General features: G+C 46.3%; 21 protein-coding genes. 13 read left to right on the top strand and 8 right to left on the bottom strand.

The window, feature by feature from the left end; translation table 11 throughout:
• Positions 1–219: 219 nt before the first annotated feature.
• From AC1DP6_RS05775 to AC1DP6_RS05765, 3 genes are all read right to left on the bottom strand, one after another.
• The gene (locus tag AC1DP6_RS05775; RefSeq protein WP_477053965.1) at positions 220–1413 is read right to left on the bottom strand and encodes a FecR domain-containing protein; all 1194 of its coding nucleotides are present in this window, start codon (positions 1411–1413) and stop codon (positions 220–222) included.
• A 61-nt stretch (positions 1414–1474) separates the two neighbouring features.
• Positions 1475–2065 carry an RNA polymerase sigma factor gene (locus AC1DP6_RS05770; protein WP_477021860.1) on the bottom strand — a complete coding sequence of 197 codons (591 nt, stop codon included), beginning with the start codon at positions 2063–2065 and terminating at the stop codon, positions 1475–1477.
• Positions 2066–2166: 101 nt separating this feature from the next.
• On the bottom strand, positions 2167–3072 hold the full coding sequence (locus tag AC1DP6_RS05765) for a YheT family hydrolase (protein ID WP_477053964.1): 906 nt from the start codon (positions 3070–3072) through the stop codon (positions 2167–2169).
• A gap of 103 nt (positions 3073–3175) precedes the next feature.
• Here AC1DP6_RS05765 and AC1DP6_RS05760 point away from each other — a divergent pair, with 103 nt between their 5' ends.
• Together AC1DP6_RS05760 and AC1DP6_RS05755 are read left to right on the top strand one after the other, a co-directional pair.
• Complete coding sequence (locus AC1DP6_RS05760) at positions 3176–3997, top strand: helix-turn-helix domain-containing protein (RefSeq protein WP_477053963.1); 822 nt, start codon at positions 3176–3178, stop codon at positions 3995–3997.
• Positions 3998–4060: 63 nt separating this feature from the next.
• Complete coding sequence (locus tag AC1DP6_RS05755) at positions 4061–5485, top strand: amidohydrolase family protein (protein WP_477053962.1); 1425 nt, start codon at positions 4061–4063, stop codon at positions 5483–5485.
• 54 nt (positions 5486–5539) lie between these two features.
• Here AC1DP6_RS05755 and lepB read toward each other — a convergent pair whose 3' ends face one another.
• Positions 5540–6727, bottom strand: a complete 1188-nt coding sequence (gene lepB / locus AC1DP6_RS05750) for a signal peptidase I (protein ID WP_477053961.1) — start codon at positions 6725–6727, stop codon at positions 5540–5542.
• A gap of 334 nt (positions 6728–7061) precedes the next feature.
• On the opposite strand from lepB, the gene AC1DP6_RS05745 reads away from it, so the two are divergent.
• The 3 genes from AC1DP6_RS05745 (at position 7062) to AC1DP6_RS05735 (ending at position 9935) form a co-directional block, all read left to right on the top strand.
• On the top strand, positions 7062–8039 hold the full coding sequence (locus AC1DP6_RS05745) for a sugar phosphate isomerase/epimerase family protein (RefSeq protein WP_477021855.1): 978 nt from the start codon (positions 7062–7064) through the stop codon (positions 8037–8039).
• Between the two features lie 122 nt (positions 8040–8161).
• Positions 8162–9379, top strand: coding sequence for a tetratricopeptide repeat protein (locus tag AC1DP6_RS05740; protein ID WP_477053960.1), 1218 nt, complete (start codon positions 8162–8164; stop codon positions 9377–9379).
• Positions 9369–9935 carry an SMI1/KNR4 family protein gene (locus AC1DP6_RS05735; protein ID WP_477053959.1) on the top strand — a complete coding sequence of 189 codons (567 nt, stop codon included), beginning with the start codon at positions 9369–9371 and terminating at the stop codon, positions 9933–9935. Before AC1DP6_RS05740 ends, AC1DP6_RS05735 begins: the two co-directional genes overlap by 11 nt.
• Positions 9936–9947: 12 nt before the next feature.
• On the opposite strand, the gene AC1DP6_RS05730 is transcribed toward AC1DP6_RS05735, so the two are convergent.
• Complete coding sequence (locus AC1DP6_RS05730; RefSeq protein ID WP_477053958.1) at positions 9948–10616, bottom strand: ankyrin repeat domain-containing protein; 669 nt, start codon at positions 10614–10616, stop codon at positions 9948–9950.
• Positions 10617–10766: 150 nt separating this feature from the next.
• Between AC1DP6_RS05730 and AC1DP6_RS05725 the strand changes: the two genes are divergently transcribed.
• The 7 genes from AC1DP6_RS05725 to AC1DP6_RS05695 all read left to right on the top strand — a co-directional run bounded on the left by AC1DP6_RS05725 (position 10767) and on the right by AC1DP6_RS05695 (position 18431).
• Positions 10767–11402, top strand: coding sequence for a (2Fe-2S)-binding protein (locus AC1DP6_RS05725; RefSeq protein ID WP_477053957.1), 636 nt, complete (start codon positions 10767–10769; stop codon positions 11400–11402).
• Positions 11399–12376, top strand: coding sequence for an FAD binding domain-containing protein (locus tag AC1DP6_RS05720; RefSeq protein ID WP_477053956.1), 978 nt, complete (start codon positions 11399–11401; stop codon positions 12374–12376). The genes AC1DP6_RS05725 and AC1DP6_RS05720 overlap by 4 nt, the downstream gene beginning before the upstream one ends.
• The gene (locus tag AC1DP6_RS05715; protein WP_477053955.1) at positions 12373–14580 is read left to right on the top strand and encodes a xanthine dehydrogenase family protein molybdopterin-binding subunit; all 2208 of its coding nucleotides are present in this window, start codon (positions 12373–12375) and stop codon (positions 14578–14580) included. The genes AC1DP6_RS05720 and AC1DP6_RS05715 overlap by 4 nt, the downstream gene beginning before the upstream one ends.
• A gap of 17 nt (positions 14581–14597) precedes the next feature.
• Positions 14598–15752, top strand: a complete 1155-nt coding sequence (locus AC1DP6_RS05710) for an XdhC family protein (RefSeq protein WP_477053954.1) — start codon at positions 14598–14600, stop codon at positions 15750–15752.
• Positions 15752–16345: a nucleotidyltransferase family protein gene (locus AC1DP6_RS05705; protein WP_477053953.1), complete on the top strand. Its 594-nt coding sequence runs from the start codon at positions 15752–15754 to the stop codon at positions 16343–16345. Before AC1DP6_RS05710 ends, AC1DP6_RS05705 begins: the two co-directional genes overlap by 1 nt.
• 367 nt (positions 16346–16712) lie before the next feature.
• On the top strand, positions 16713–17606 hold the full coding sequence (locus AC1DP6_RS05700; RefSeq protein WP_477053952.1) for a phytanoyl-CoA dioxygenase family protein: 894 nt from the start codon (positions 16713–16715) through the stop codon (positions 17604–17606).
• 12 nt (positions 17607–17618) lie between these two features.
• The gene (locus AC1DP6_RS05695; protein WP_477053951.1) at positions 17619–18431 is read left to right on the top strand and encodes an SDR family NAD(P)-dependent oxidoreductase; all 813 of its coding nucleotides are present in this window, start codon (positions 17619–17621) and stop codon (positions 18429–18431) included.
• 77 nt (positions 18432–18508) lie between these two features.
• Here the strand turns inward: AC1DP6_RS05695 and AC1DP6_RS05690 are convergent, their stop codons facing one another.
• A complete protein-coding gene (locus tag AC1DP6_RS05690) occupies positions 18509–19288 on the bottom strand; it encodes a DNA-formamidopyrimidine glycosylase family protein (RefSeq protein ID WP_477053950.1) in 780 nt (259 codons plus the stop codon).
• A 329-nt stretch (positions 19289–19617) separates the two neighbouring features.
• On the opposite strand from AC1DP6_RS05690, the gene AC1DP6_RS05685 reads away from it, so the two are divergent.
• Complete coding sequence (locus AC1DP6_RS05685) at positions 19618–20370, top strand: murein L,D-transpeptidase catalytic domain family protein (RefSeq protein WP_477053949.1); 753 nt, start codon at positions 19618–19620, stop codon at positions 20368–20370.
• Between the two features lies 1 nt (position 20371).
• Here AC1DP6_RS05685 and AC1DP6_RS05680 read toward each other — a convergent pair whose 3' ends face one another.
• Together AC1DP6_RS05680 and AC1DP6_RS05675 are read right to left on the bottom strand one after the other, a co-directional pair.
• Positions 20372–21940, bottom strand: coding sequence for a L,D-transpeptidase family protein (locus AC1DP6_RS05680; RefSeq protein ID WP_477053948.1), 1569 nt, complete (start codon positions 21938–21940; stop codon positions 20372–20374).
• A gap of 163 nt (positions 21941–22103) precedes the next feature.
• Positions 22104–22670 (bottom strand): hypothetical protein, encoded by a 567-nt coding sequence (locus tag AC1DP6_RS05675; protein WP_477053947.1) that lies wholly within the window; start codon positions 22668–22670, stop codon positions 22104–22106.
• Positions 22671–22745: the final 75 nt, after the last annotated feature.

Raw genomic sequence — 22745 nt, 5'->3', positions numbered from 1 at the left:
TGTTTGGGAATTCTTGTAAAATAGTTCTTCGATTAAGGGATTGATTTTCAAGGGATGCCCAGACTCATACCGGCAGTGTTGCGAGCACTTCCGGTTTTTTTTGGGCATACGTTCCCTGACTAGCTTGTCTCGGTTGTTGCCATCTTGTTTAAAAATTTATCAGTTTCTACTTTTTATACGTGGTTTGCCGCAACGTGGAAGCAGCAATTTTTCAAGCAATTATCTTATAACGGTTAATTTTCTTCCTTCCAGATTAAACCTGGCGCCACTGCTTTCCAGCAGAGACAGCATTTCTGACAATGGCAGATTTCTGTTGATCCTACCTCCAAACAATCGTTTATCTACTATTTTAGTATCTACTTCTATATCATACCAACGGGCTAACTGCCGTAAAATGACATTTATATTGGCATTATCGAATTCAAAAAATCCAGTTTTCCATGCCACCACTTCCTGTACATCTGCATTGCGTACAGACATTACACCAGTGCTGTTGTCAATAGCCGCCTGCTGTCCGGGCTTCAGGTATTTTTCCACCACGCCCTGTTTCACTTTTACCGCTCCACTCACCAGCGTTGTTCTCAGCTCCTCTTCATCATCATAAGCCATAATATCGAAGCCAGTACCTAATACCTGCACTTCCATGCTATTCACTTTTACGACAAAGGGTTGTTTGGCATTTTTCTTTACTTCAAAATAGCCCTGCCCCTGCATTTCCACAGTACGGTTATTACCGGTAAAAGCTGTGGGATAGCGTAAGCTCGAAGCTGAATTCAGCCATACCTGTGTACCATCCGGCAACACAATGGTAAACTGGCCACCACGCGGCACTTTCAGCATGTTATAGCCAATGGAAGCATTATTGCCGGCTGTTGCATATTGCAGCTCTCCATTCTTCTGTTCCACCTTTGTTCCTCCCTGTTGTATTACCTGGTTACCTGCACTGTCTAATGTTACTACTGATCCATCTGCCAGTGTAAGCACCGCTTTGTTGCTACCCGGTTGTACATCGGCTACTTTTAATGCCAATACCGGCGCTTTTACTGGCCTGGGTAAATTATAAAACACAGTAACTCCCGTTACGAGTAATACCGCAACAGCAGCAGCAACACCCCATTTCCACCGCTGGGAAACCTTCATCTGCACCACCTTTTCCCGACCGATAGACTCCAGTAACCTGGCTTCTATGCGGTTACTTAATTCTTCCGGCACAACAGGCTGCGCTTTCATGATACGTTCGAAATCCTGTTGCATCACTGCCAGCAGCGGTTTATGCGTATCGGAAGAAAGCAGCCAGCTATACAAAGTGGCCATCTCCTCCGGGCTGCATTGCCCGTCAAGATATTTTTTCAGTAATGCTTCCTGGTAGTCTTCCGGCTGATTCATTATAATGATGCAGGACCATTTAAACACAAGTCCTGTATATAATATCCGGAAATAAAGAAAGAGGGTACCCCTGCGGAAAAATATTTTTTTATATAACGGTCGTGATCAGCAATACCGCCACCAGGATATCCCCATGACGGAAAATATAATCCTGTATAAACCGCATACTGAGCACCATATGTTTTTTGACGGTATCACGGGAGATACCTAATATGGCGGCGGCTTCATCATATGTTTTACCTTCCTGCCGGCAAAGACGGAATACATTCAAACGCTGACTGGTCATCTGACTCAATGCTTCCTGGAAAAGACGATCGTACTCCCGCGCTCTCACAGCCAGGTCTGTTAATCCCGCATCCTGATGCACCAACTGCAGAAACAATTGCTCCCGCATCTGCTCATCAGTCGATAATTTGGCAATGGTTTTGAAAACGTGGTTACGGGCAATCCGGTAAAGATAACCACTGAAAGAGAGCTGTGGGTTAATACGTGCCCTGATTTCCCAAACCTTCAGAAATACATCATGAACAAGGTCCTCCGCCAGGGAAGGCACTTTGCAAAAGCGTAACAAGTAGATATAGAGTGAAGAATGGTAGTGCCGGTAAATACTGGAAAAAGCCAATTCATCGCCTCCTATCATCCTCAACAACACTTCCTCTTCTGATGGCATTCGCTCCATTGAGTATAACAATTTTTAAATGATGCACACCGTTCGGATGTAAATTATAAAAAAGCATGAATAATACCAATAACACTATAGCGGGAGATTAAAGGTCCCTGCTACGCTTCCTGTAGAAACGCCAACGCCCTTTTCTCAGACCAGTAAAAGTCCTCCCCGAATCTTACAAAACCTACATGTCCACCCTGATGTGGCGTTTCCAGGTAAACAAACTGACTATCAGCAGCTATTTCGTATGGATAGCATTCTTTGCCCAGAAAGGGATCATCCTGCGCATTGATGACCAGGGCCGGAATACGAATGTTATGCAGGTAAGAACGGGAGCTGCATTGCTCCCAATAGGTCAATGCGTCCTTAAAGCCATGCATTGGCGCCGTATAGCGATCATCGAACTGCCGGAAAGACTTCACCTCCCCATAGCGGTCCAGGCTGATGCTGCCCGGGAATTGCTGTTCTTTTAACCGCAACTTATGACCCAGATCCCGGATAAACCGTTGCATATATATGACGTTATGCCTTTTCTCCAGCTCAGCAGACCCACTCTTCAGATCACAGGGCACCGATATAGCTACTGCCGACTTAATCACCCCCACCGCATCGTCTCCCTGCTCTCCCAGGTACTTCAACGTCACATTCCCTCCCAGCGAAAAACCTACCAGATGTATGGCCGTATATTTTTTCAGCGATACCAGGTAGGCGATTACGGCACGGAGATCATCCGTTTCGCCACTATGATAAAAACGAAGATTCCTGTTAGGCTCTCCGCTGCATCCCCGGAAATTCATGGACACGGTATCAAATCCGGCGCCATTGAAAATATGTACCATCCCAAACACATACTTGCGGGTGGAGTTGCCTTCGAGGCCATGCAAAATCACCACAATGCTTTTATTCCCCTGCTCACTGAAATCCAGATCCAGGAAGTCATTATCCGGCGTAACAATGCGCTCCCGGCGATAGGCAGCGGGTTTAATACTGCGAAACAATGAAGGATAAATCGTCAGCATATGACGATTCTGTAATAAAAAAGGCGCTTGATAATCTGAGTTGTGTAACACCGGCATGGCGCAAAATTACGAATTCATATCCCTTAATTCGTAATTTCGCCACATGTCGCTRCCTACCTTCGGTATTGAAAAAATCTTTAATCTTCCTTACAAAAAGGAAGATTTCAAAATCGTACATCATGCGCCATTAAATATGCCTGTCATACCCGAGGCGCATAAACATGATTTTTTTATGTTGATGATGATCAGCCAGGGCAGTGGCACACATACGATTGATTTTGAAGATTATAAGGTCAGCAACCGGACTGTTTTCTTTCTCGCCCCCGGCCAGGCACACCAATGGCATATGTCCAAAAACACGACAGGCTACCAGGTGATGTTTTCTGCTGCATTTATGTTACAAAAAGGTCCGCTATGGCCATTCTTTACCCCTGCTGCCGTGCCGGCACTCAAACTGGATACCGGACAATACGAACAGCTGATCCATGAATTACAGCTCATGGAAAAAGAAGCCGCGGCCAATATCATACAGCACCGGCTGCAGATTGTGTTACTGTTGCTGCAACGCTGGTATGCTGCCACGCACCCGGAAGAAGTGGCGGCTGCCTCCAATCATCTTATCAACCGCTTTCTCCTCCTGCTGGAAAAACATTATGCGCAATATCATGAAGTAAGCTACTACGCCGCCCAGCTGCACGTCACCGCGAGCTACCTGAACCAAGTATGCAAAAAAGAATCCGGCAAAACCGCCGGGGAATATATCCGTGAACGCCTGCTGCTGGAAGCCAAACGTATGCTCACACTCACCGATATGGATGTAAAGGAAGCTGCCTACGCCCTGGGCTTTAATGACACCTCTTACTTCTCCCGCTTCTTTAAAAAATATACCACATTCACGCCACTGGACTTTCGCCGTCAGTTATAAAAAGTACCCGCTTTCTTATAACCAGTACCATTTTTCGCCAGGAGGCCGGGGTACCTTTAGGAGATGAAAAAAATCTGGCTCTCTTCTCTGGCAATTCTTTGTGGTATCACTGCATTCAGCCAGCAAAAAAAGGCGGACCTGCTGATTAAGTCCGTTCGCATCATTGATATAAAAACCGGCAGGATCACTGCCAACCAGGCCATCGCCGTGCGCAACGACAGCATCATACAAGTGATGGATAACCAACTGGCGAAACAATACAAAGCCACCCAAACAGTGGATGGCAGCGGTAAATACGCCATGCCCGGATTATGGGATATGCACATGCACTTCGGCGGCGGCGACACGCTGAGCGAAGAAAATAAAAACTTCCTGCCTTTGTATCTCGCTAACGGCATTACTACTATCCGCGACTGTGCTGCAGACATCAGCCCGGATGTATTACAATGGCGCGATGAAATAAACCAAGGACAGCTACAAGGCCCCACCATCTTTACTTCCGGCCCAAAACTGGAAGGCTATAAGTCCATATGGCTGGGCGACCTGGAAATAGGCACTTCCACAGAGCTACAACAGGCCCTCGATTCCCTCCAAAAACTGAAAGTAGATTTCGTAAAAATTACAGAGAACACGATTAAACCGGAGATCTACCTGGAAGCATTACGCGAAGCCAGAAAAAGAGGCATGGCGATCTCCGGTCATGTTCCGTATGTACTCACTATGAAACAGGTAGCTGACGCCGGTCTCAGCTCTGTAGAACACCTCACTTATGCATGGAAATCAGGTGTAAAAGATGATGCAGCTTTATCCCGCGGCATCGCCAGCGGCGAAATAAAAGGCGCAGATATCAATAAGTACATTCTGCAGCATTTCGACACCGCTGCTGCGATGAAAACATATCGCTATATGGCGGAAAAGGGCATGTACCTTACTCCCACACTCACCCTGGGAAATGTAATGGCTTATTTTGATCAGGACAATCACGCACACGATCCATATCTGCAATACATCGGTAAAGGATTGCAACGTACCTATCAATGGCGCGTAAAAAGAGCCGCATCAGACGATAGCGCTGCTATTGTACGCCGCAAAATGATCTACGAAACATCTTCTTCTATTCTTCCCCTGTTACAAAAAGCAGGCGTGAAAATAATGGCAGGAACAGATGCCGGATACCTCAATTCATTTGACTTCCCGGGCATAGGCTTACACCAGGAATTAGCGCTGATGGTAAAATTTGGCCTTACGCCCTTGCAGGCATTACAGGCATCTGTCATCAACTCACCGGCTTACCTGCACAAAACCAATTACGGCGCTATTGCCGCTGGTAAAAAAGCTGATATCCTGTTGCTGGATGCCAACCCGGTAGCGGATATCCACAACACACAGAAAATTAATGCACTTGTAGTAAAAGGTAAACTGCTGGACAGAGCGGCACTGGATCAGCTACTGCAGGAAGTAAGAGAAAAGACAGCAAGCACTAAATAATACACTGCGGCATTTTTCTTACTCCCCGGAGCAGGGAGTAAGAAAAATGCCGCTTTACTTTATCGAAGAAAACAACCGTCCCCACCTGATACGGTTCTTATGATAGCTTAACCAGATAATCCATGCTTTCCCTACTATATGATCTTCGGGAACAAAGCCCCAGAAGCGGGAATCCGTAGATTCATTCCGGTTATCTCCCATCATCCAGTAATAATTCATCTTAAAAGTATAGGTAGTGGTTTCCTGTCCATTGATATAAATTTTGTCCCCGTCTCTTCTCAGGGTATTATGCTCATAGGTATCAATAATACGCTGATAGAAAGGTAGTGTAAGGGTATCCAGTTTTACGGTTGCACCTTTTTGGGGAATGTATATCGGGCCAAAACAATCTTCGTTCCATTCATAATGTTTCAGATCAAAAGGAAATACCCTGGAATCACCGAATGCATCGTACGTTTTACGCTTCACAATAGCCCCCCTGGCACGAAGTGTATCTACATTAGCGCTACTAAGATTATAAATAAACATGGTAGAATCTACCGTAGGCCTGGAAATATGATCTGATTCCAGCTGATCCAGCAATTGACTGTCTATAGGCTTATGATCCGGCATCGTTACAAAATACCGGGCCTCAAAATGAAGGGGTACTTTACCCGGCTGACCATTGATATATACGATGCCGTCAATGATCTGCAAGCTATCGCCACTGATAGCCACACATCGTTTAATCCAGTTCTCGCGTTTATCCACAGGCCGGGTAATTATAGGCGGATAATTTTTGCGGATATATTCGTCTCCGAGTGACCGGTACATGGAATAGTAATCCTCATCTTCCCCCGCCAGGTTCTTCAGCACACTATCACCGCAGGGGTAATTGAATACAATCACATCATTCCGCTTTACACTGCTGAAACCGGGCAGTCTTTTGTATGGCCATTCTATAGCTGTGGTAAAAGGTTGTATATTTTTCGTAAACGGAAGCGTATGATGCGTAAATGGCCATGCCAGTGGCGTATTAGGGATTCTGGGGCCATAACTGATTTTGCTGACAAAAATAAAGTCATTCACCAGCAGGGTTTTCTCCATCGAAGCACTGGGGATAACAAAAGCTTCGAAAATGAAAGTGCGGATGAGGGTAGCAGCAACCACCGCAAAAAGAGCTGCCTCTATCCATTCCCTTACTTTAGATTTCTTCCTGACGCCTTCTTCTGCCTGACTTACATTGCTGAAAAAAAAACTCATTTTAGACGCGGTTTTGGATAAGTAACTACTAACAATTTAATTAATTAAACCCACATCTTTTCAAAATTTATATAAACGAAAAAGGCTGCTGTTATGATGCAGTACATATGCAATAAAAACCGCCACAGATAAAGCATACAGATAAAATGAGGGTTGTACACGTATACGCGGTTACGTTAGAACGATGATGCTATTCCAGCCGTTTTTTGCAAAAAAGCAGTAGCACGGCATTCTCTTTTTAAAAAATTTCAACAAGTTAAAATCGTTTTATTAAATTGCTGTGCAGAACTGCTTCAGTAGTTATACATTTATCCACGTTAAAAACAACACCCGCATGCATACTTCAAGACGTTCATTCATTCAGCAAACAGGACTCATGGCAGCCGGCATGATGTTACCCGGCAGTATCTTTGCCATGACAGGCAATAAAGCCCTTCCCAAAAAAATAGGCTTACAACTATATACCCTCCGTGAGGAGCTGGGCAAAGACGTCAAAGGCACGCTGGCCAAAGTAGCCGGCATCGGCTACAATGAAGTAGAAACTTTTTATGGTTACCAGGGCGCAGGCGATAAAGGCGAATTCTGGGGATTAAAACCAAAAGCACTCAGTGCCCTCTTAAAACAATACCACCTCAATACACCCAGCGGACACTATCAGCTAAACGATTACCTGACCCGTGGCAATGGCAATGCAGACGCACTGCAGCCACAAATAGAACTGGCAGCAGCACTCGGTCAGCAATACTTCATCGTACCGGTATTACCCCTTTCCCTCTGGGATAAAAAACTGGTGGCAGATGATTACAAATTCATGGCAGCACAACTGAATAAAGCCGGCGAAATATGTAAAAAATCAAACCTGCATATCGGCTACCATAACCACTACTGGGAGTTTAAAAAACTGGCAGATACAGACAGCACCGGCTACGATATTATGTTGAAAGAAACGGATCCGGCCCTCGTTTCCTTTGAACTCGACCTTTTCTGGGCCGTGAAATCAGGCCGCGATCCTATCACACTTTTTAAAGAAGCACCCGGCAGATTTGTGGCCTGGCACGTAAAAGACATGGATAAAAACAATACTGCCAGTCTTACTGCCACCGGCACAGAAAACAAAACCTCCATGGAGCTGCTCTCCGGTGTCACCTTTGCAGAAGTAGGTACCGGCAGCATAGACTTCCGTAAAATATTTGCCCAGGCGAAACTCGCCGGTGTGAAACACCTGTTTGTAGAACAGGACAAAATCACCATCGATCCATTCCAGAGTGTAACGACCAGTTATAAGTATGTGAAGAATGTACTGCTGAAGTAAAGAATTACGAATTAAGAATTACGAATTACGGATTTGTGGGTAGATCAACGCGTTTACTATATCCCCACAAATCCGTAATTCGTAATTCCTAATTCGTAATTTCGCAAAAAAGCGAGTTACATATGGCGATGCATGAAGTAGAATCATTGGTGGAGCTATCCGTTTATTGTCTGGACAAAAGTCAGGAAGAAGGACTGGATCGCAGGAGCCTCTTTTACAATCTATATAAATTACAAAACCAGTTTGACACTGGCTTTACCCATTTCAGGGTAATGGATCAGTTAATCAAACATCATTTCGTATATACCTTTCCTGTTAGCGCCCACCCGGCGTATACAGCCCATCAGGCATGGTTTGATGCACTGGCCGCCAGCCAGAAATTCAGCTTTATCTACCAGCAGCCAACGGAAGTATGGGACGAAGAAAGCAACCCCGTTACCGGCTACGCCAATTATGACTTCCCTTCCAAAACGTATATTTTATACTGTGATGCAGGATCTGCACTCTGGGCCAGCCTGGTAGCCAATGGCACCATTACCGGCGAAGATGCGGAAGCTCCTGTTGCCATGGATACCTTTTCTATGGCGCATGAAATTGCGGAAATTGCCGGCGAGCAGAAAGACAAAGACCTGCTCGCCCTCTGGTATCAGCTCATTCCATACATGGTAATGCAGGCGGAACAGGAAGGCGAAACCATTCACTACAAAGCATTGGAAGCCATCCAGGATTTAATCATCGCCAATGATGCCATTAAAGAAGAAGGCCTGCCTCCTGCCGATGAACTGCCTGTAGGTGGTGAATTAGGTAAATTCTGCCAGTGGTGGTATGCGCCGGCGGCCGACAAAATGAAAGCAACCGCTGAACCGGAAGAAGCCATCGATCTCGAAGCCATTCCATTTACGGAAAATGTAGAAAAAAGCGCTGCCTGGTACGAACAACAGGTTGTACAAATTCTGCAGGAAGCCAATGAAGCCATCAGTCAGATAGAAGAACAGGGCGCAGATGAAGCTACCCGGCAGCACATTTTCAACCGCCTCCAACTGGGACTGCAATACGCTGACAAAGGACTGGAACTGTCGCCTGGCGAACCAGGTCTGCTGATGAATAAAGGCTCCATCCTGATGTTGCTGGAACAATACGACCTGGCCCTCGCCACGTATGATCAGGCGCTCGCTATTGCACCTGAAAATCCCTATGTACATTTGAACCGCGCGGTACTCTTTTATCATATGGAACAAGTTCCCGCATCCATTGCCTCCTTCGAAAAACTGCTTCAGCTGGATCCAGGCAACGAATTTGCACAACAATGGCTCGCTCATCTGAAAGGTAATGAACAATAATATCAGAGATATAGAAGAAGCACTCGGCATAATATTGCCGGGTGCTTATCGTAGTTTCCTGTTACAGGAACAGCTGTCAGGAGATCGCTTTATAAATGATCTCCTGGCACTTTACGGCACCAACAGCCTGTTAGAACGTAACACTACCTACCAGGTACAACATTACCTCCCTGCATATATCAGTATCGGCGATGACAGTGGCGGACAAGCCATCCTCCTGCATTGTAACGACAGCGATGAAAAAGTATACCTTACCGGCTATGGTGCACTGGATACCGGCAGTATGGAAGTTATAGGTAACAGCTTTTCTACCTGGTCACAGGAAGGATACCCATTGGAAGTTATCCGCGAAGCACCGGATGTGCTGGCATTCCGCGCATCTGAAACCTATCAGTTGAGAACAGCTTACCAGGAGATGCATCGTGCCCTCATTCAACTGGAAAAAGCAAAAGCAACCGGAATGGACCTTAAAACATATCTCACACAAAAACGTGCTTTACAACAACAGATAAAAGACTTTGAAATACAGCATGCCGGCAAAAAGTACCGGGTATAAATAAATCACACCTTACTTCCCACCGGCTTGCACCAACATATCCACGATGGCTTTATATCCCCTGCTCTTTGCGTGCTGCAAAGCCGTAATACCTTCTTTATCTCCGATGTTCAGATCTGCGCCGGCAGCTATCAGCATCTTCACTACCTGCTGATGTGTAGCTCCTCCGGAACCTAATATCACCGCTTCCAGCAATGCAGTCCAGCCCAGACGGTTAATATGATTCACCGGAAAAGTTTTATCTGCCAGTAAAAGTGCAATCACCTCAATATGGCCACGCTCACATGCGGGTATCAATGCAGAACCGCCGTAACGATTATACACTTTGTAATCCGCGCCGGCAGACATACACATTTTCAAAACATCTGCATACCCTTCTGCACCAGCATACAGGAAAGGAGAATTCAACATTTTATCCTGCGCATTTACATTTGCCCCTGCTGTAATCAATATCTGTGTAGCCGCCGCATGATGATGATAAGTTGCCACCATCAATGGCGTGCGTCCTTCTGCATCTCTCGTTTCCAGTAATGCAGGGTTGGATAATGCCCGTTGAATAGCAGCAGTATCATTGTTTGCCGCTGCTTTTAAAATATTATTTTCGGTCATGGTAACTTCTTTTTTTTGGGCGCATGCCGGACTACTCATCCAGAGCACGGCCAGTATTAAGATAATTCGCATAAATAGTTAGTTACTGTTTACAAAAATAAGYAACCACTGCTGCCGGTAATGGTGCTCATCCGGGATAAAACAGGATTAATTAAAACAATCCTACCGTATCGAAATACCAATATTTTTCCCTATCTTATTAGTGAAAAATACTGATGCAAAATGTCTGCTGAAAACGACCAACAACCCTCCTCTCACAAAAAGGATAAACAGGAAGCACGCCGTGACTTTCTGAAGCAGTCCTCCGCAATGATGGCACTGGCGCTCACTCCACCATTGGTGATGAAAGCGGCTCAACACGATGAAGCCATTGCAGGTATCTTTGAAAAGATGCCCGTGAGTATGGAAATAAATGGAAAAAAAATGCAGCTGTCTGTGGAGCCACGCACCACCTTGCTGGATCTCCTGCGGGAACAACTGGGAATGACTGGTACCAAAAAAGGCTGTGATCACGGACAATGTGGCGCCTGTACGGTACATGTAAACGGCCACCGCATTAACGCCTGTCTTACCCTCGCAGTGATGCAGGAAGGAAAACAAATCACCACTATCGAAGGACTGGCCAATGGCGATCAGCTGCATCCCGTGCAGGAAGCTTTTATTAAACACGATGGCTTCCAGTGTGGTTATTGTACACCCGGTCAGATCATGTCGGCAGTAGCCTGTATACGTGAAGGGCATGCAGGCTCTCCGGAAGAAATACGTGAATTCATGAGCGGCAATATCTGCCGCTGTGGCGCATACGACAATATTGTAAATGCCATCACCGATGTAAAAAAAGGAGGGAAAACAGTATGAATCAATTCTCCTACGTAAGGCCCGCCAACCTGAAAGCCGCTATTGACGCCGTTGCCAAAGACAACGCCCGCTTCATTGCCGGCGGTACCAACCTGCTGGATCTGATGAAAAGCGGTGTAGTCATACCGGATAAACTGGTAGACATTAACCGCTTGCCACTAAAAGATATTCAACTGAATGAAGGTACCCTGCATATAGGCTCCCTGGTGCTCAACAGCGATCTGGCCGCGCATGAACTCGTAAAAACGCATCATCCGCTGCTATCCCAGGCCCTGCTGGCGGGTGCCTCACAGCAACTCCGCAATATGGCTACCGTGGGTGGCAATATGATGCAACGTACCCGCTGTTCTTATTTCTACGATACCACCATGCCCTGCAACAAACGTAGCCCTAACACTGGCTGCGGCGCTATCGGCGGCATCAACCGCATGCACGCCATCTTTGGCGCAAGCGACAGCTGCATTGCCGTACACCCCAGTGATATGTGTGTGGCCCTGGCTGCACTGGATGCAACGGTGCTGGTAACCGGCCCTAAAGGCAACCGCCGCATTCCGTTCGCCGACTTCCACCGGCTGCCCGGCAATACACCGCAACTGGATAATAATCTCGGTAAAGGAGAACTGATTACCGCCATAGAAATTCCGGCTAATCCATTCACTAAAAATGTACACTACCTGAAAGTACGCGACCGCGCTTCCTACGCATTTGCACTGGTATCAGTAGCTGCCGCACTGGATATCCGTGATGGTGTTATTCAGGGCGCCCGTCTCGCAATGGGTGGTGTGGCACATAAACCCTGGCGCTTACCCGATGCAGAAAAAGCACTCACCGGCAAAGCACCTACCGCAGAAAACTTTCAAATAGCCGCCAACATCGCTATGCAATCCGCCAAAGCGTATAAACATAATATGTTTAAACCAGCCCTGGCACTCAATAGTATTCAAACCGCATTACAAAAAGCAGCCACCGTATGAAAAAACAACAAACAGGACAGTCCATGGACCGTGTAGATGGCCGCCTGAAAGTAACCGGCGGTGCAAAATATTTCGCAGACTATCACGTCGATGATCTGCTGTACGCTGCACTGGTATGCAGTCCTATCAGTCACGGTACCATCAGAAGTATTAACACCACCAAAGCCCTGCGCGCTCCCGGTGTAGCAGATGTTGTATCTCACCTCAATGCTCCCAAAGTAGCAGGCTATCAGCAATCCAAACCCGGCGAAAAAAATGGATTGCAGATATTCAAAGATGACCGTATCTACTCCAATGGACAGCCCGTAGCCATTGTAGTGGCCAATACCCTGGAACGTGCCGTATATGCGGCCACACTGGTAGATGTACAATACAACCAGGAAACACATTATACCGACATGAATGCCAGCATCGGCAAAGCCTTTCAGAACAGTCGTATGAAAGACTATCTCCGCGGAGAAGCCGATGCCTGGGAAAAAGCAGCAGTCACACACAGCGCTGAATATACCATTCCACTGGAAGTACACAATCCAATGGAGCTGGCAGGTATCATCGCTCACTGGACAACACCAGACACGCTGACACTCTACGCCAAAACACAGGGCGTAAAAAGCGTACAGGAAACCATCAAAGACCTGTTCCAGATACCGGAACAGAACATCACGGTGCATTCGCAATTTGTAGGGGGCGGCTTTGGAATGGCCCTCCGCATATGGCCACTGGAAGTAGCTACCATACTCGCCGCTAAAAAAATACGTAAGCCGGTAAAACTGGTGATCACCCGAGACCAGATGTTTACGCTGGTAGGCTACCGCCCTAATGCTACCCAGAAATTAAGTCTGGGTGCTACTGCCGAAGGTAAATTGACCGGCATCACACACGAAGCCGTAGCTATCACCTCTCCCTACGAAGACTTCACAGAAGGCATTGTATCCATGAGCAAATTCATGTACGCCTGTCCGAACGTGAATACGAAATACCAGCTGGTGTCACTCAATATGAGCACGCCGGTATGGATGCGCGGCCCCGGTGAAGCTACAGGCGCCTTTGCCCTGGAATCGGGTATCGATGAACTGGCATATAAACTGAAAATGGATCCACTGCAACTGAGAATCCTCAACCACGCAGATACCGATCCGGAAAGAAATCTTCCATTTTCCAGTAAATATTTGAAAGAAGCATATGCACTGGGTGCAGAAAAAATAGGATGGTCCGCCAGGAACCCACAGCCCCGCAGCATGGAAGAAAATGGGATGCTGGTAGGCTATGGCATGAGCAGCGGTACTTTCGGTGCTTACCGCGGTAAGGCTACGGTGTCGGCTACGCTGAAGGCAGATGGCTCCCTGATATTGCAAAGCGCCGCCAGTGATATTGGCCCTGGCACCGCCACTGCCATGGTACAAATTGCCGCAGATGTTACCGGTATTGCACCAGAAAAAATAAAGTTCATGCTGGGAGAATCGATCTATCCTTTTGCACCTGAACAAGGAGGTTCTTCTACCGTATCTACTGTAGGTAGCGCGGTGTCAGATGCCTGTAAAGCGTTACAGCAACAACTGGCCACCATCGCCATCAGTAATATTCCCGCTTTTAAAACAGCTACACCGGAAACTGTTATTTTTGAAGATGGACAACTGATGACTGCCAACCAGGAAACAAAAATCAGTTACGAAGCGCTCTTACAACAACAGCAGCTACCGGAAGTAAAAGTAATGACAACCTCACAAGGAGGTCCGGAAAGAAAAAAATACTCCATGTATTCTTTTTCTGTACACTTCGCCAAAGTGCATGTGCATCCGGATACCGGCGTAGTACGTATTCAACACATTGTAAGCGTGGCCGATGCAGGCACTATCGTTAATGCCAAAACTGCGCGCAGCCAGATGATTGGCGGCGTTGTTGGCGGCATAGGAATGGCACTAACGGAAGAGGCTATACTGGATCACCGCTTTGGAAGATTTGTAAATAATAACTTTGCAGACTACCACGTAGCCGTCAATGCAGACACGCCACCCACAGATGTATATTTCATCAATAAAAAAGATCCTTACATTAATCCCATGGGCTCCAAAGGCATGGGAGAAATAGCGCTGATAGGCTTTGCTGCCGCCGTTTCCAATGCCGTATTCAATGCTACCGGTAAACGCGTACGCGATTTACCCATTACACCTGATAAGGTATTGAATACAGCAGCATCTATTTAGTGCATTAAAATGACTACATGAAAGAACTGGAAGATATCGTGAAAGCGTACCATACTGCCTGCCGACAGGGACTCAAAACAGCACTGGCCACCGTAGTGCATGTGGAAGGCTCTGCCTACCGGCAACCCGGCGCACGCATGCTGGTAACAGAAAACGGTCTCCTCACCGGCGCCATCAGCGGTGGATGCCTGGAAGGAGATGCTCTGCGTAAAGCACAACTGGTCATGCTACAGCAACAACCCATGCTGGTGACCTACGATACCAATGATGAAGACGATGCCAAACTGGGCGTAGGGCTGGGATGCAATGGCATCATACATATACTCCTGGAACCTGTAAATACAAACGATCCACGTAACCCGGTAGCGCTGCTGCAGGAAGTAACCAGTCATCGTGCACCCGCAGTACTCGTCACCATTTTTACCCTGCATAACCGCAAAGCGCCACAACCCGGCACCTGCCTGGTACTCACGGCCAACGGACAAATGCAGCACCACATCCCGGACTGTCACCTGCAAAATGCCATCACCGCAGATGCACACCTGGCACTCCAGACACAAACCACTTTCACAAAAACATACCTCTCTACCGGCAACGACTATACGGCACATACCGCCTACCTGCCACCGGCACCTCAGTTACTGATTGCCGGCGCCGGCAATGATGTAATCCCACTCGTGAAAATGGCCAGTCTCCTCGGATGGCATACCATTGTTGTGGACGGACGCCCGGGATACGCCACTACCACCCGCTTCCCGGAGGCTACACAACTATTCACAGCCAAACCTGCACCCGCACTTGCACAGGTAGCTACCGACCAGCATACCGCCGTGGTACTCATGACACATAACTACAATTACGACCTGGCACTGCTGGCACAACTGCTGCCATTGCCATTACCATATATCGGCGTATTAGGGCCCGCAAAAAAATTACAACGCATGCTGGTGGAACTGTCTGAAAATGGCATTCCTATTTCCAGGCAACAACGTGCACGCATACACGGACCTGCAGGACTTGACCTCGGCGCAGAAACAGCCGAAGAAATAGCATTATCCGTTATCAGCGAAATAAAATCCGTATTGTCTGCAGCAGCAGCCACCTCACTGCGGGAAAAAACAACCACCATCCACCCACGTGAACAACAAATCATCCTTCAACAACAACTATAATGGAAACAACCGGTATCATCATCCTGGCCGCAGGCGCCTCAAAAAGACTGGGTACTCCCAAACAACAATTGCCCTTTCAGAATAAAAGCCTGTTACAAAATGTAGTACACACCGCCACACAATCAGGCAATATGACCGTGGTAGTAGTACTGGGCGCTTTCGCCACACAGATCAAACAACAACTGATCGATGAAAAAGTAAACACAGTGATAAACCCCGGCTGGCCCACCGGTATGGGCGGCTCCATCAAAACAGGCTTACAGCATCTACTCCACCTTTCACCAAATGTGAACAGCGCTTTATTGCTGCTCTGCGATCAGCCATTCATTACCACACCACTCCTGGAAGAAATGTATGCACTGAAAACTACTTCCGGCAAACCTATAGTAGCCTGCTCCTACGGCAATACCATTGGCACCCCTGCCCTGTTTGATAAATCACTCTTCTCCCAACTGCTCGCGCTGAACGGACAGGAAGGTGCAAAAAAAATATTACTGCAACATCCCGAACAAGTGGCTACCGTTGACTTTCCACAAGGTGCTGTGGACATTGACACCAATGGCGATTATGAACAACTACTGACCAAAATATAAATTACCGGAAATCCCGTATCCATTCTCCATCTCAAAGAGACTTACCCACCTGTTTGTCAGCAGGTTATCAAACCATTAACATCCGTATAACACCGGACAGCAAAAAATATTTTTTGTAAATAAAATGATATTCCTATATTTGTCTACAAGAATGGTAGACTAATAAAAAATCATATTCACCATGAACACAGATCATCAATATCGACATCCGCACCAAATACGTGCAACAGCCAAACATCAAAATGTAGCAGTTTCCTATTGTTGTTGTTAATTCCCCACTCCTGCCTGCGGTCACCCCACCAATTGCCGCTATAGCATTTTCTATTTCAACAACTGTTTTATCACTGTCAGCTAAAAGTACTTCGTCATGAAAACGAACAACCAACCATTATTCCGCCTCGACGAGGGGGTAACAGATGCGCATCTCGCATACTTCCAAAAATATGGCATCATCCAGTTTAAAAACTTCCTGGACAAATCTGCCTTAACGCATATCCATACGGAAGTGCAGCAGGTACAGGAATTACTGATCCGCAACAACATCCAGAAAGTTAACGGGATACCGCTGAAATTCGGTACTGATGTGGATGGCAGCCCCCTTATACAACGTATTGCCTTTGCATCGCACTACAGCAACGCATTGCGCGAATTACTAAAAGACAAAAGGCTGCAATCACTCACCACTTTACTGGGCTCCTATGCTGGCAGGATTGGTGAAAATGAAAAAGATGGTTTGGTCATCAACCATTATGTAAACGCAGCAGAGAGCCAGTTTAAGCAACTGGGCTGGCATACAGACAGTCCACGGGACCTGTTCCTCGGATCACGCATTCTCCCTATGCTGAATGTGGGCATTCACCTTGATGATTGCCCGCTCAACAACGGCGGCCTGCGCGTACTCCCCGGTACACATGAGCAGGGATTACTGAAATTATTATTCAGAAAAAAATATTTCATCGATAACAATCCTGATGAAAAAGAAGTAGGCTTTGATATTGAAGCAGGAGATCTGACTGTACATGATGGCCGCCTCTGGCACCGTGTACAACAATCACCACACACCGGCGAAAAGAGCCGAAGAAGAGTGATGTATATTCCGATCATTACCGGCGCCTATCAGCCTAAAACGGCCAATAGCCCTACTCCTTTCTATCATAAGCTGGCACATCTCAAACAACATCTCTACGGTGGCAGACCGCAGTGGGTGAATGTAAAAGCCAGAACAGAAAGTCTTGCTGAAGTAAACTCACCATCTCTCTAAAAAATAACAAGCATGTCATACGCATTAATAACCGGCGCAGCCAAAGGAATAGGAAAAGCCATTGCTGCACAACTCGCAGAAAGAAATTATCATTTGCTGCTGGTAGATATAGACGCTGAAACACTGGCCACCACTGCAGAAGAATTATCTGCTCAGTATCACGTACACGCACATACGTTGCATCAGGATTTATCACACCCCGATGCCTTACTGAAGGTGACCGCCTGGACCAGTACCTACCATGATGTACTTTCTGTAGTAGTGAACAACGCCGGTTATGGCATCAATGGTGCATTTGAAGAACTGTCCCTGGCAGAACAATTCAATATTATTGATGTAAACATCAAAGCGCAGGTGGGCTTATCGTACGCCTATATACCGGTACTGCGGAAATTTCCGAAAGCATACCTGCTGAATCTTGCCAGTACCACTGCTTATCAAACAGTGCCTTACCTGAATATCTATGCAGCTACGAAAGCTTTTGCGCTCTCGTTTACACGTGGATTAAGGCATGAACTAAGGCATTCCCCTATCTCTGTCAGCGCCCTGAGCCCTGGCAGTACCGACACCGATTTTGTGAACAGAGCCCGCATGGGCGACTATACCCGCAATGTGGCCAACAGGTTTAACATGACACCGGAGAGCGTGGCTAAAATTGCGGTGGATGGGCTTTTTAAAGGAAAAGCAGAAATCATCCCCGGCTTCACCAACAAGCTGAATGCCTGGCTGCCTAAATTTTTCCCGAAAGCATTTGTGGAAAAAATCGCAGCAGGTATATACGAACCTAAAGAAAAAAAAACTACTGAAGTAGTGCTCACAACATAATACCATATCGCCTGTCTTTTAAGAAAAACCCGGCATCGTCTAGAACGATGCCGGGTTTCCTATGCTTACTTACAGGTTTATTCAAACAACACCTGTTCATCCGTATAATACGTTTTCCTGCCACCACCGGTATCCTTCTTAATCTCTGCGCCACCGGGACTCTCAGTTAGTTTGGAATTATGCACCAGCATAAAATCCCTCACTTCTCCGTTAATAATATCAGGCTTACTCTTCAATATTTTCTTTTCCGCTTCCTGCAGAATTTTCTTAATAGATTTCAGCAATACTTTTATCTGTGTAGCAGGAATTTTATTGCAAACAGAAAAAGGAGAAATCTTTGCGTCCCACAAAATATCATCCGCATAAGCATTACCTATACCCAATACATTGTGCTGATCCAGTAAATATTTCTTTATGGTGATTTTCTTCTTCCCTAACTGTGTTTCCAGATAGCTTTCGTTAAACTCTTTGGATAACGCATCCGGCGCAGTCTTCTCTTCCGGATCAAGGAAAACGTTGGCGGCGCCCTGGAAATCCGTCAGGGCCAGGCCTGTGCCATCTCCAAATAATAATTCTACAATGGTATATTTCTCTTCATTTTTTTTCTGGAAGAGATATAATTTACCATGGAGCATTAAATGCATACCTAATACATGACCATTCTTAAATACAAAATGTAATTCTTTTCCCACCCTGAGTATATGCTCCAGCGTTTGACCTTCCAGKGCCGATTGCAGTGCTTCCGGTGTGGTGTGTAATTTCTTTGCATTCTTAACCGTCAGTGACTTTAATTTTTTATGCAGCAACGCTTTTTCCAGGTTATGGCGAAAAGCCTGCAGGTCGGGTAATTCAGGCATGACTTAATTTTTATGAAAAATTAAAGATAATGGGGCAAATAATAAAGGGCCGGTAACGGAAACCGACCCCTTTTTTTATGGCAGTTTTCTCTTCTTACGAAACAATACTTCAAAGATAAATCCCCCAGCGTAGCGCGTTATGCCGAAATTGTCCATTCATTAACAGATGTTTGCCACTTATATACATTTTCCATGTATGTGAACAACCTGTTAAAAATACCCTTACAGCGGCCTCTGACGGGCATTCAGCCTCCTTTTCCACTGCAATAATCGTTATCTTCGTTGCCTTATGCCATTTTTATAACCAACTAAAATATTACGGCGTGAACATGAAATTGAAGCGATTAGTTAAACCGTTAATTTTTATTCTTACCATTGGCCTTTTTGCATTTCTGATTACTACTCTTACTACAGCAGAAAATACCACTGCAGCTCATGAACCGGCTGTTGCTGTTATCAAAACAGATTCTTCCAAACAGGAAAGTCTATACGATAATATGAGACTGGACTCTGCAGGTCTGTCAAGGGAGGCTTTTGAAAATGCATTAAGAGGGTATCAACACCTGGAAGAAACCGGACGGATAAAAAATCCGGACGTAATTTCCATTATCGACTTTTCCCTGCCCAGTACCAAAAAACGTTTATTCGTAATAGATCTCAAAAACAAGCTATTACTTTTCAACACCCTGGTATCTCATGGCAGAAATTCCGGTAAAGACATTGCCAGTACTTTTTCTAACCAGATGAACAGCTTCAAAAGCAGTCTGGGCTTTTATATCACCGGCGATACTTATACCGGCGAACATGGTTACTCCCTCCGTTTGGAAGGAGAAGAAGCCGGCATCAACGACAATGCCCTCAGCAGAGGTATTGTTATGCACAGTGCGAACTATGTAAATGAAAGCCTCGGTAAAATCCAGGGATACATAGGCCGCAGCCTGGGATGCCCTGCCATTCCGGAAAACGTTCACCGTAAAGTAATTGAACGCATCAGAAATGGCACCTGCCTGTTTTTATACAGTCCGGATAAATACTATTCGGCTCACACAAAAATCCTGGGCAGAGATAGTACCGCCTCCTGATTTATTGAAACAATTTCTTTCTGAAAATAATATCGTGTCCATATACATCGGATGCGAAATGTAACATCCCATTATCACTCCAGGCGGTAAAGTAAGTAATGATCACGGGCACCGGATCTTTTACCGCCACAAATTTCTCCTTGCCACTATTCATGGCGCTATCAATTTTTTCGTTGGTCCATTGAGGTGAGTTCTCCAGTACAAACTGCGCCATTTTCACCGGATCTTTCAATCTTATACAGCCATGGCTGTAAGCACGGTTATCGCGGTTAAAGAGGCCCTTTTCCGGCGTATCATGGAAGTAAATGTTATAACTGTTGGGGAACAGGAATTTTACCTTTCCAAGCGCATTATGTGCCCCGGGTAATTGCCGTACTACGGGCAGCCCGTTGGCCGTTCCGGTCACCTCCATATGTTTGGAAGCCAGGTATCTCTTATTTCGCCCGATAGCAGGCAGTATTTCCTTTCTCACTATGCTGCGGGGAATATTCCAGTAAGGACTAAATACTACCTGGTTCAGCACACCCGAAAACATAGTAGTGCTATGCCCCTCTTTTCCTACCACAATATCCATATCAAACAGGTGCTTTGGTCCATCTGTTACATGTAGTACAAAAGCCGGTATATTCACCAGTATTAACTTTCCGGCAGGTGTTTCCGGCATCCATTTCATGCGTTCCATATTTACCAGTAACTGCTGCAAACGCTCTTCTGCGGGTATGTTCAGTGCATTCGTCACGGTATCATTCAATACACCATTTTGCGTATAGCCATTACTGCTGCGAAAGCTGTTTACGGCAGCTTCCAGTTCGGCTGTAAATACCTCGCTGCTATCGTTATTTTTAAGCTCACCGGTTATGAAAAGCCGTTTTTTTATGGGTATTATTTCGGGAGAAGACTGACCTGTCTTTAATCCCTTTTTCACCGCGGGCACAGGCTGCCAGCCACCTTTGCTGACATACTCCCTATAGGCTTTGAGCGGCCCTTTCATAACAGCTACGGCCGGAAACATTTTGTCGTTGGTTTGCAGCATGGAATCAGCCAGCACCATTACAGGATAACGTTGTACCGGCACCATATGCTCCAGTTGCGCAATACTGCCGTTCTTTTCCTGGAAGTAATTAATCAGTCGCCAGGTAAGCTGCAATTCAGTACTGACCATCTGGGGATCGGTAGCGCTGATTTCCAGGCTATCCTCATCCATTAAGGCATCCAGGCGTCTGTCCAGGGCTTTGTTGCTGATACTGTCTTTACTATAATTAAATAAACTACGGAAAGCTGCCGCCTGTTCTACCGGCCCCCGGCTGTCGAGCCAGGCAAATTCAAAATTGCGCGCATTATAAAAACTACGCAACCGTGTAGCAATGGTATCATCCAGTTTTTGCGCTGCAATAAATTTTTCTACCGCAACACTATCAAGGAACAGGTCGTTATACGCATTCTCCCGCGTAATCCCGGTATTGCGGGGACTTATATCGCTTTTGTTGTTGGAGTTGACCGGAGCGGAGGGGGAGCCGCAGCCATTCAGCATAATGTATGCAAACAATGCAACCAGTAGTAGCCTTTTCATATGATCTGTATATCAAAAGAAAAGCCGATTGCTATAGCCCCTCTGATGGCAGTTGTAGCGCCAGTAGTACGTGGCTGCCCGGGAACAAACTGTGCATATACTGCAACAAAAAGTCCCCCAGCCACCGGCAGGAGGACTTTTCCATCGTTGTGATATTATGGTATTAATCTTTCAGACCCAGGTATTTTTGTACAGATTTATAGTTCTTCCAGTCTACCGCACTACTGCTGCTACGTGCAGCCACTCCGCCTGGAATCAGGATATAACGGTATTGAAAAACTTTTGCGTTGGCAGCGTTAAGCCCGGTAGATAATTTGAGATTTGAATTGATAGAAATATCGCCGGTCAGCAGCGCATAATTAAGGTATACCTGCCCGTCCACATAAGGGATAGACACTACTGTGGGATCTGCCAGTGTACTAAGATTTACATACACATACACGAGTCCCTTTGAGATAATATCTGCTGTAACCTTTGGCGCGTCAATATCGCCTCCAAACCCAACAACCGCACCGGTGTTATCCTTCAGCGTATCAAAAGCAACATCCAGCCAGTCGGAATAAATAACATTGGCGGTACCGGGATCGCCTTTCCCTCCGGCAGGGCCACCAGGACCAGCGGGACCGGCAGGACCAGCAGGGCCGGCGGAGCCATCTTTAGAACATGCCGCGAAAGCCAGAATAGCGGCTAATAAGAAAAGGTAAGGCAGGTGAGAGTGAATACGTTTCATAAAGGACCGATTTTGGATGATTTAAATATGATTAATTGGTTGAGGTAATACGAGGCAAACGGGATCATTAACCCA

Source organism: Chitinophaga sp. 01L420 (genome assembly GCF_056399985.1).
Note: the sequence above shows the minus strand (reverse complement) of the source record. Positions and strands in the feature narration are given on the sequence as shown.

What these genes read in the sequence shown, in the direction of transcription:
- AC1DP6_RS05770 (WP_477021860.1), bottom strand. Translation starts at nt 2,065, where the DNA reads ATGGAGCGAATGCCATCAGAAGAGGAAGTGTTGTTGAGGATGATAGGA.
- AC1DP6_RS05765 (WP_477053964.1), bottom strand. Translation starts at nt 3,072, where the DNA reads ATGCTGACGATTTATCCTTCATTGTTTCGCAGTATTAAACCCGCTGCC.
- AC1DP6_RS05755 (WP_477053962.1), top strand. Translation starts at nt 4,061, where the DNA reads ATGAAAAAAATCTGGCTCTCTTCTCTGGCAATTCTTTGTGGTATCACT.
- lepB (WP_477053961.1), bottom strand. Translation starts at nt 6,727, where the DNA reads ATGAGTTTTTTTTTCAGCAATGTAAGTCAGGCAGAAGAAGGCGTCAGG.
- AC1DP6_RS05745 (WP_477021855.1), top strand. Translation starts at nt 7,062, where the DNA reads ATGCATACTTCAAGACGTTCATTCATTCAGCAAACAGGACTCATGGCA.
- AC1DP6_RS05740 (WP_477053960.1), top strand. Translation starts at nt 8,162, where the DNA reads ATGGCGATGCATGAAGTAGAATCATTGGTGGAGCTATCCGTTTATTGT.
- AC1DP6_RS05735 (WP_477053959.1), top strand. Translation starts at nt 9,369, where the DNA reads ATGAACAATAATATCAGAGATATAGAAGAAGCACTCGGCATAATATTG.
- AC1DP6_RS05730 (WP_477053958.1), bottom strand. Translation starts at nt 10,616, where the DNA reads ATGCGAATTATCTTAATACTGGCCGTGCTCTGGATGAGTAGTCCGGCA.
- AC1DP6_RS05725 (WP_477053957.1), top strand. Translation starts at nt 10,767, where the DNA reads ATGTCTGCTGAAAACGACCAACAACCCTCCTCTCACAAAAAGGATAAA.
- AC1DP6_RS05720 (WP_477053956.1), top strand. Translation starts at nt 11,399, where the DNA reads ATGAATCAATTCTCCTACGTAAGGCCCGCCAACCTGAAAGCCGCTATT.
- AC1DP6_RS05715 (WP_477053955.1), top strand. Translation starts at nt 12,373, where the DNA reads ATGAAAAAACAACAAACAGGACAGTCCATGGACCGTGTAGATGGCCGC.
- AC1DP6_RS05710 (WP_477053954.1), top strand. Translation starts at nt 14,598, where the DNA reads ATGAAAGAACTGGAAGATATCGTGAAAGCGTACCATACTGCCTGCCGA.
- AC1DP6_RS05705 (WP_477053953.1), top strand. Translation starts at nt 15,752, where the DNA reads ATGGAAACAACCGGTATCATCATCCTGGCCGCAGGCGCCTCAAAAAGA.
- AC1DP6_RS05700 (WP_477053952.1), top strand. Translation starts at nt 16,713, where the DNA reads ATGAAAACGAACAACCAACCATTATTCCGCCTCGACGAGGGGGTAACA.
- AC1DP6_RS05695 (WP_477053951.1), top strand. Translation starts at nt 17,619, where the DNA reads ATGTCATACGCATTAATAACCGGCGCAGCCAAAGGAATAGGAAAAGCC.
- AC1DP6_RS05685 (WP_477053949.1), top strand. Translation starts at nt 19,618, where the DNA reads ATGAAATTGAAGCGATTAGTTAAACCGTTAATTTTTATTCTTACCATT.
- AC1DP6_RS05680 (WP_477053948.1), bottom strand. Translation starts at nt 21,940, where the DNA reads ATGAAAAGGCTACTACTGGTTGCATTGTTTGCATACATTATGCTGAAT.
- AC1DP6_RS05675 (WP_477053947.1), bottom strand. Translation starts at nt 22,670, where the DNA reads ATGAAACGTATTCACTCTCACCTGCCTTACCTTTTCTTATTAGCCGCT.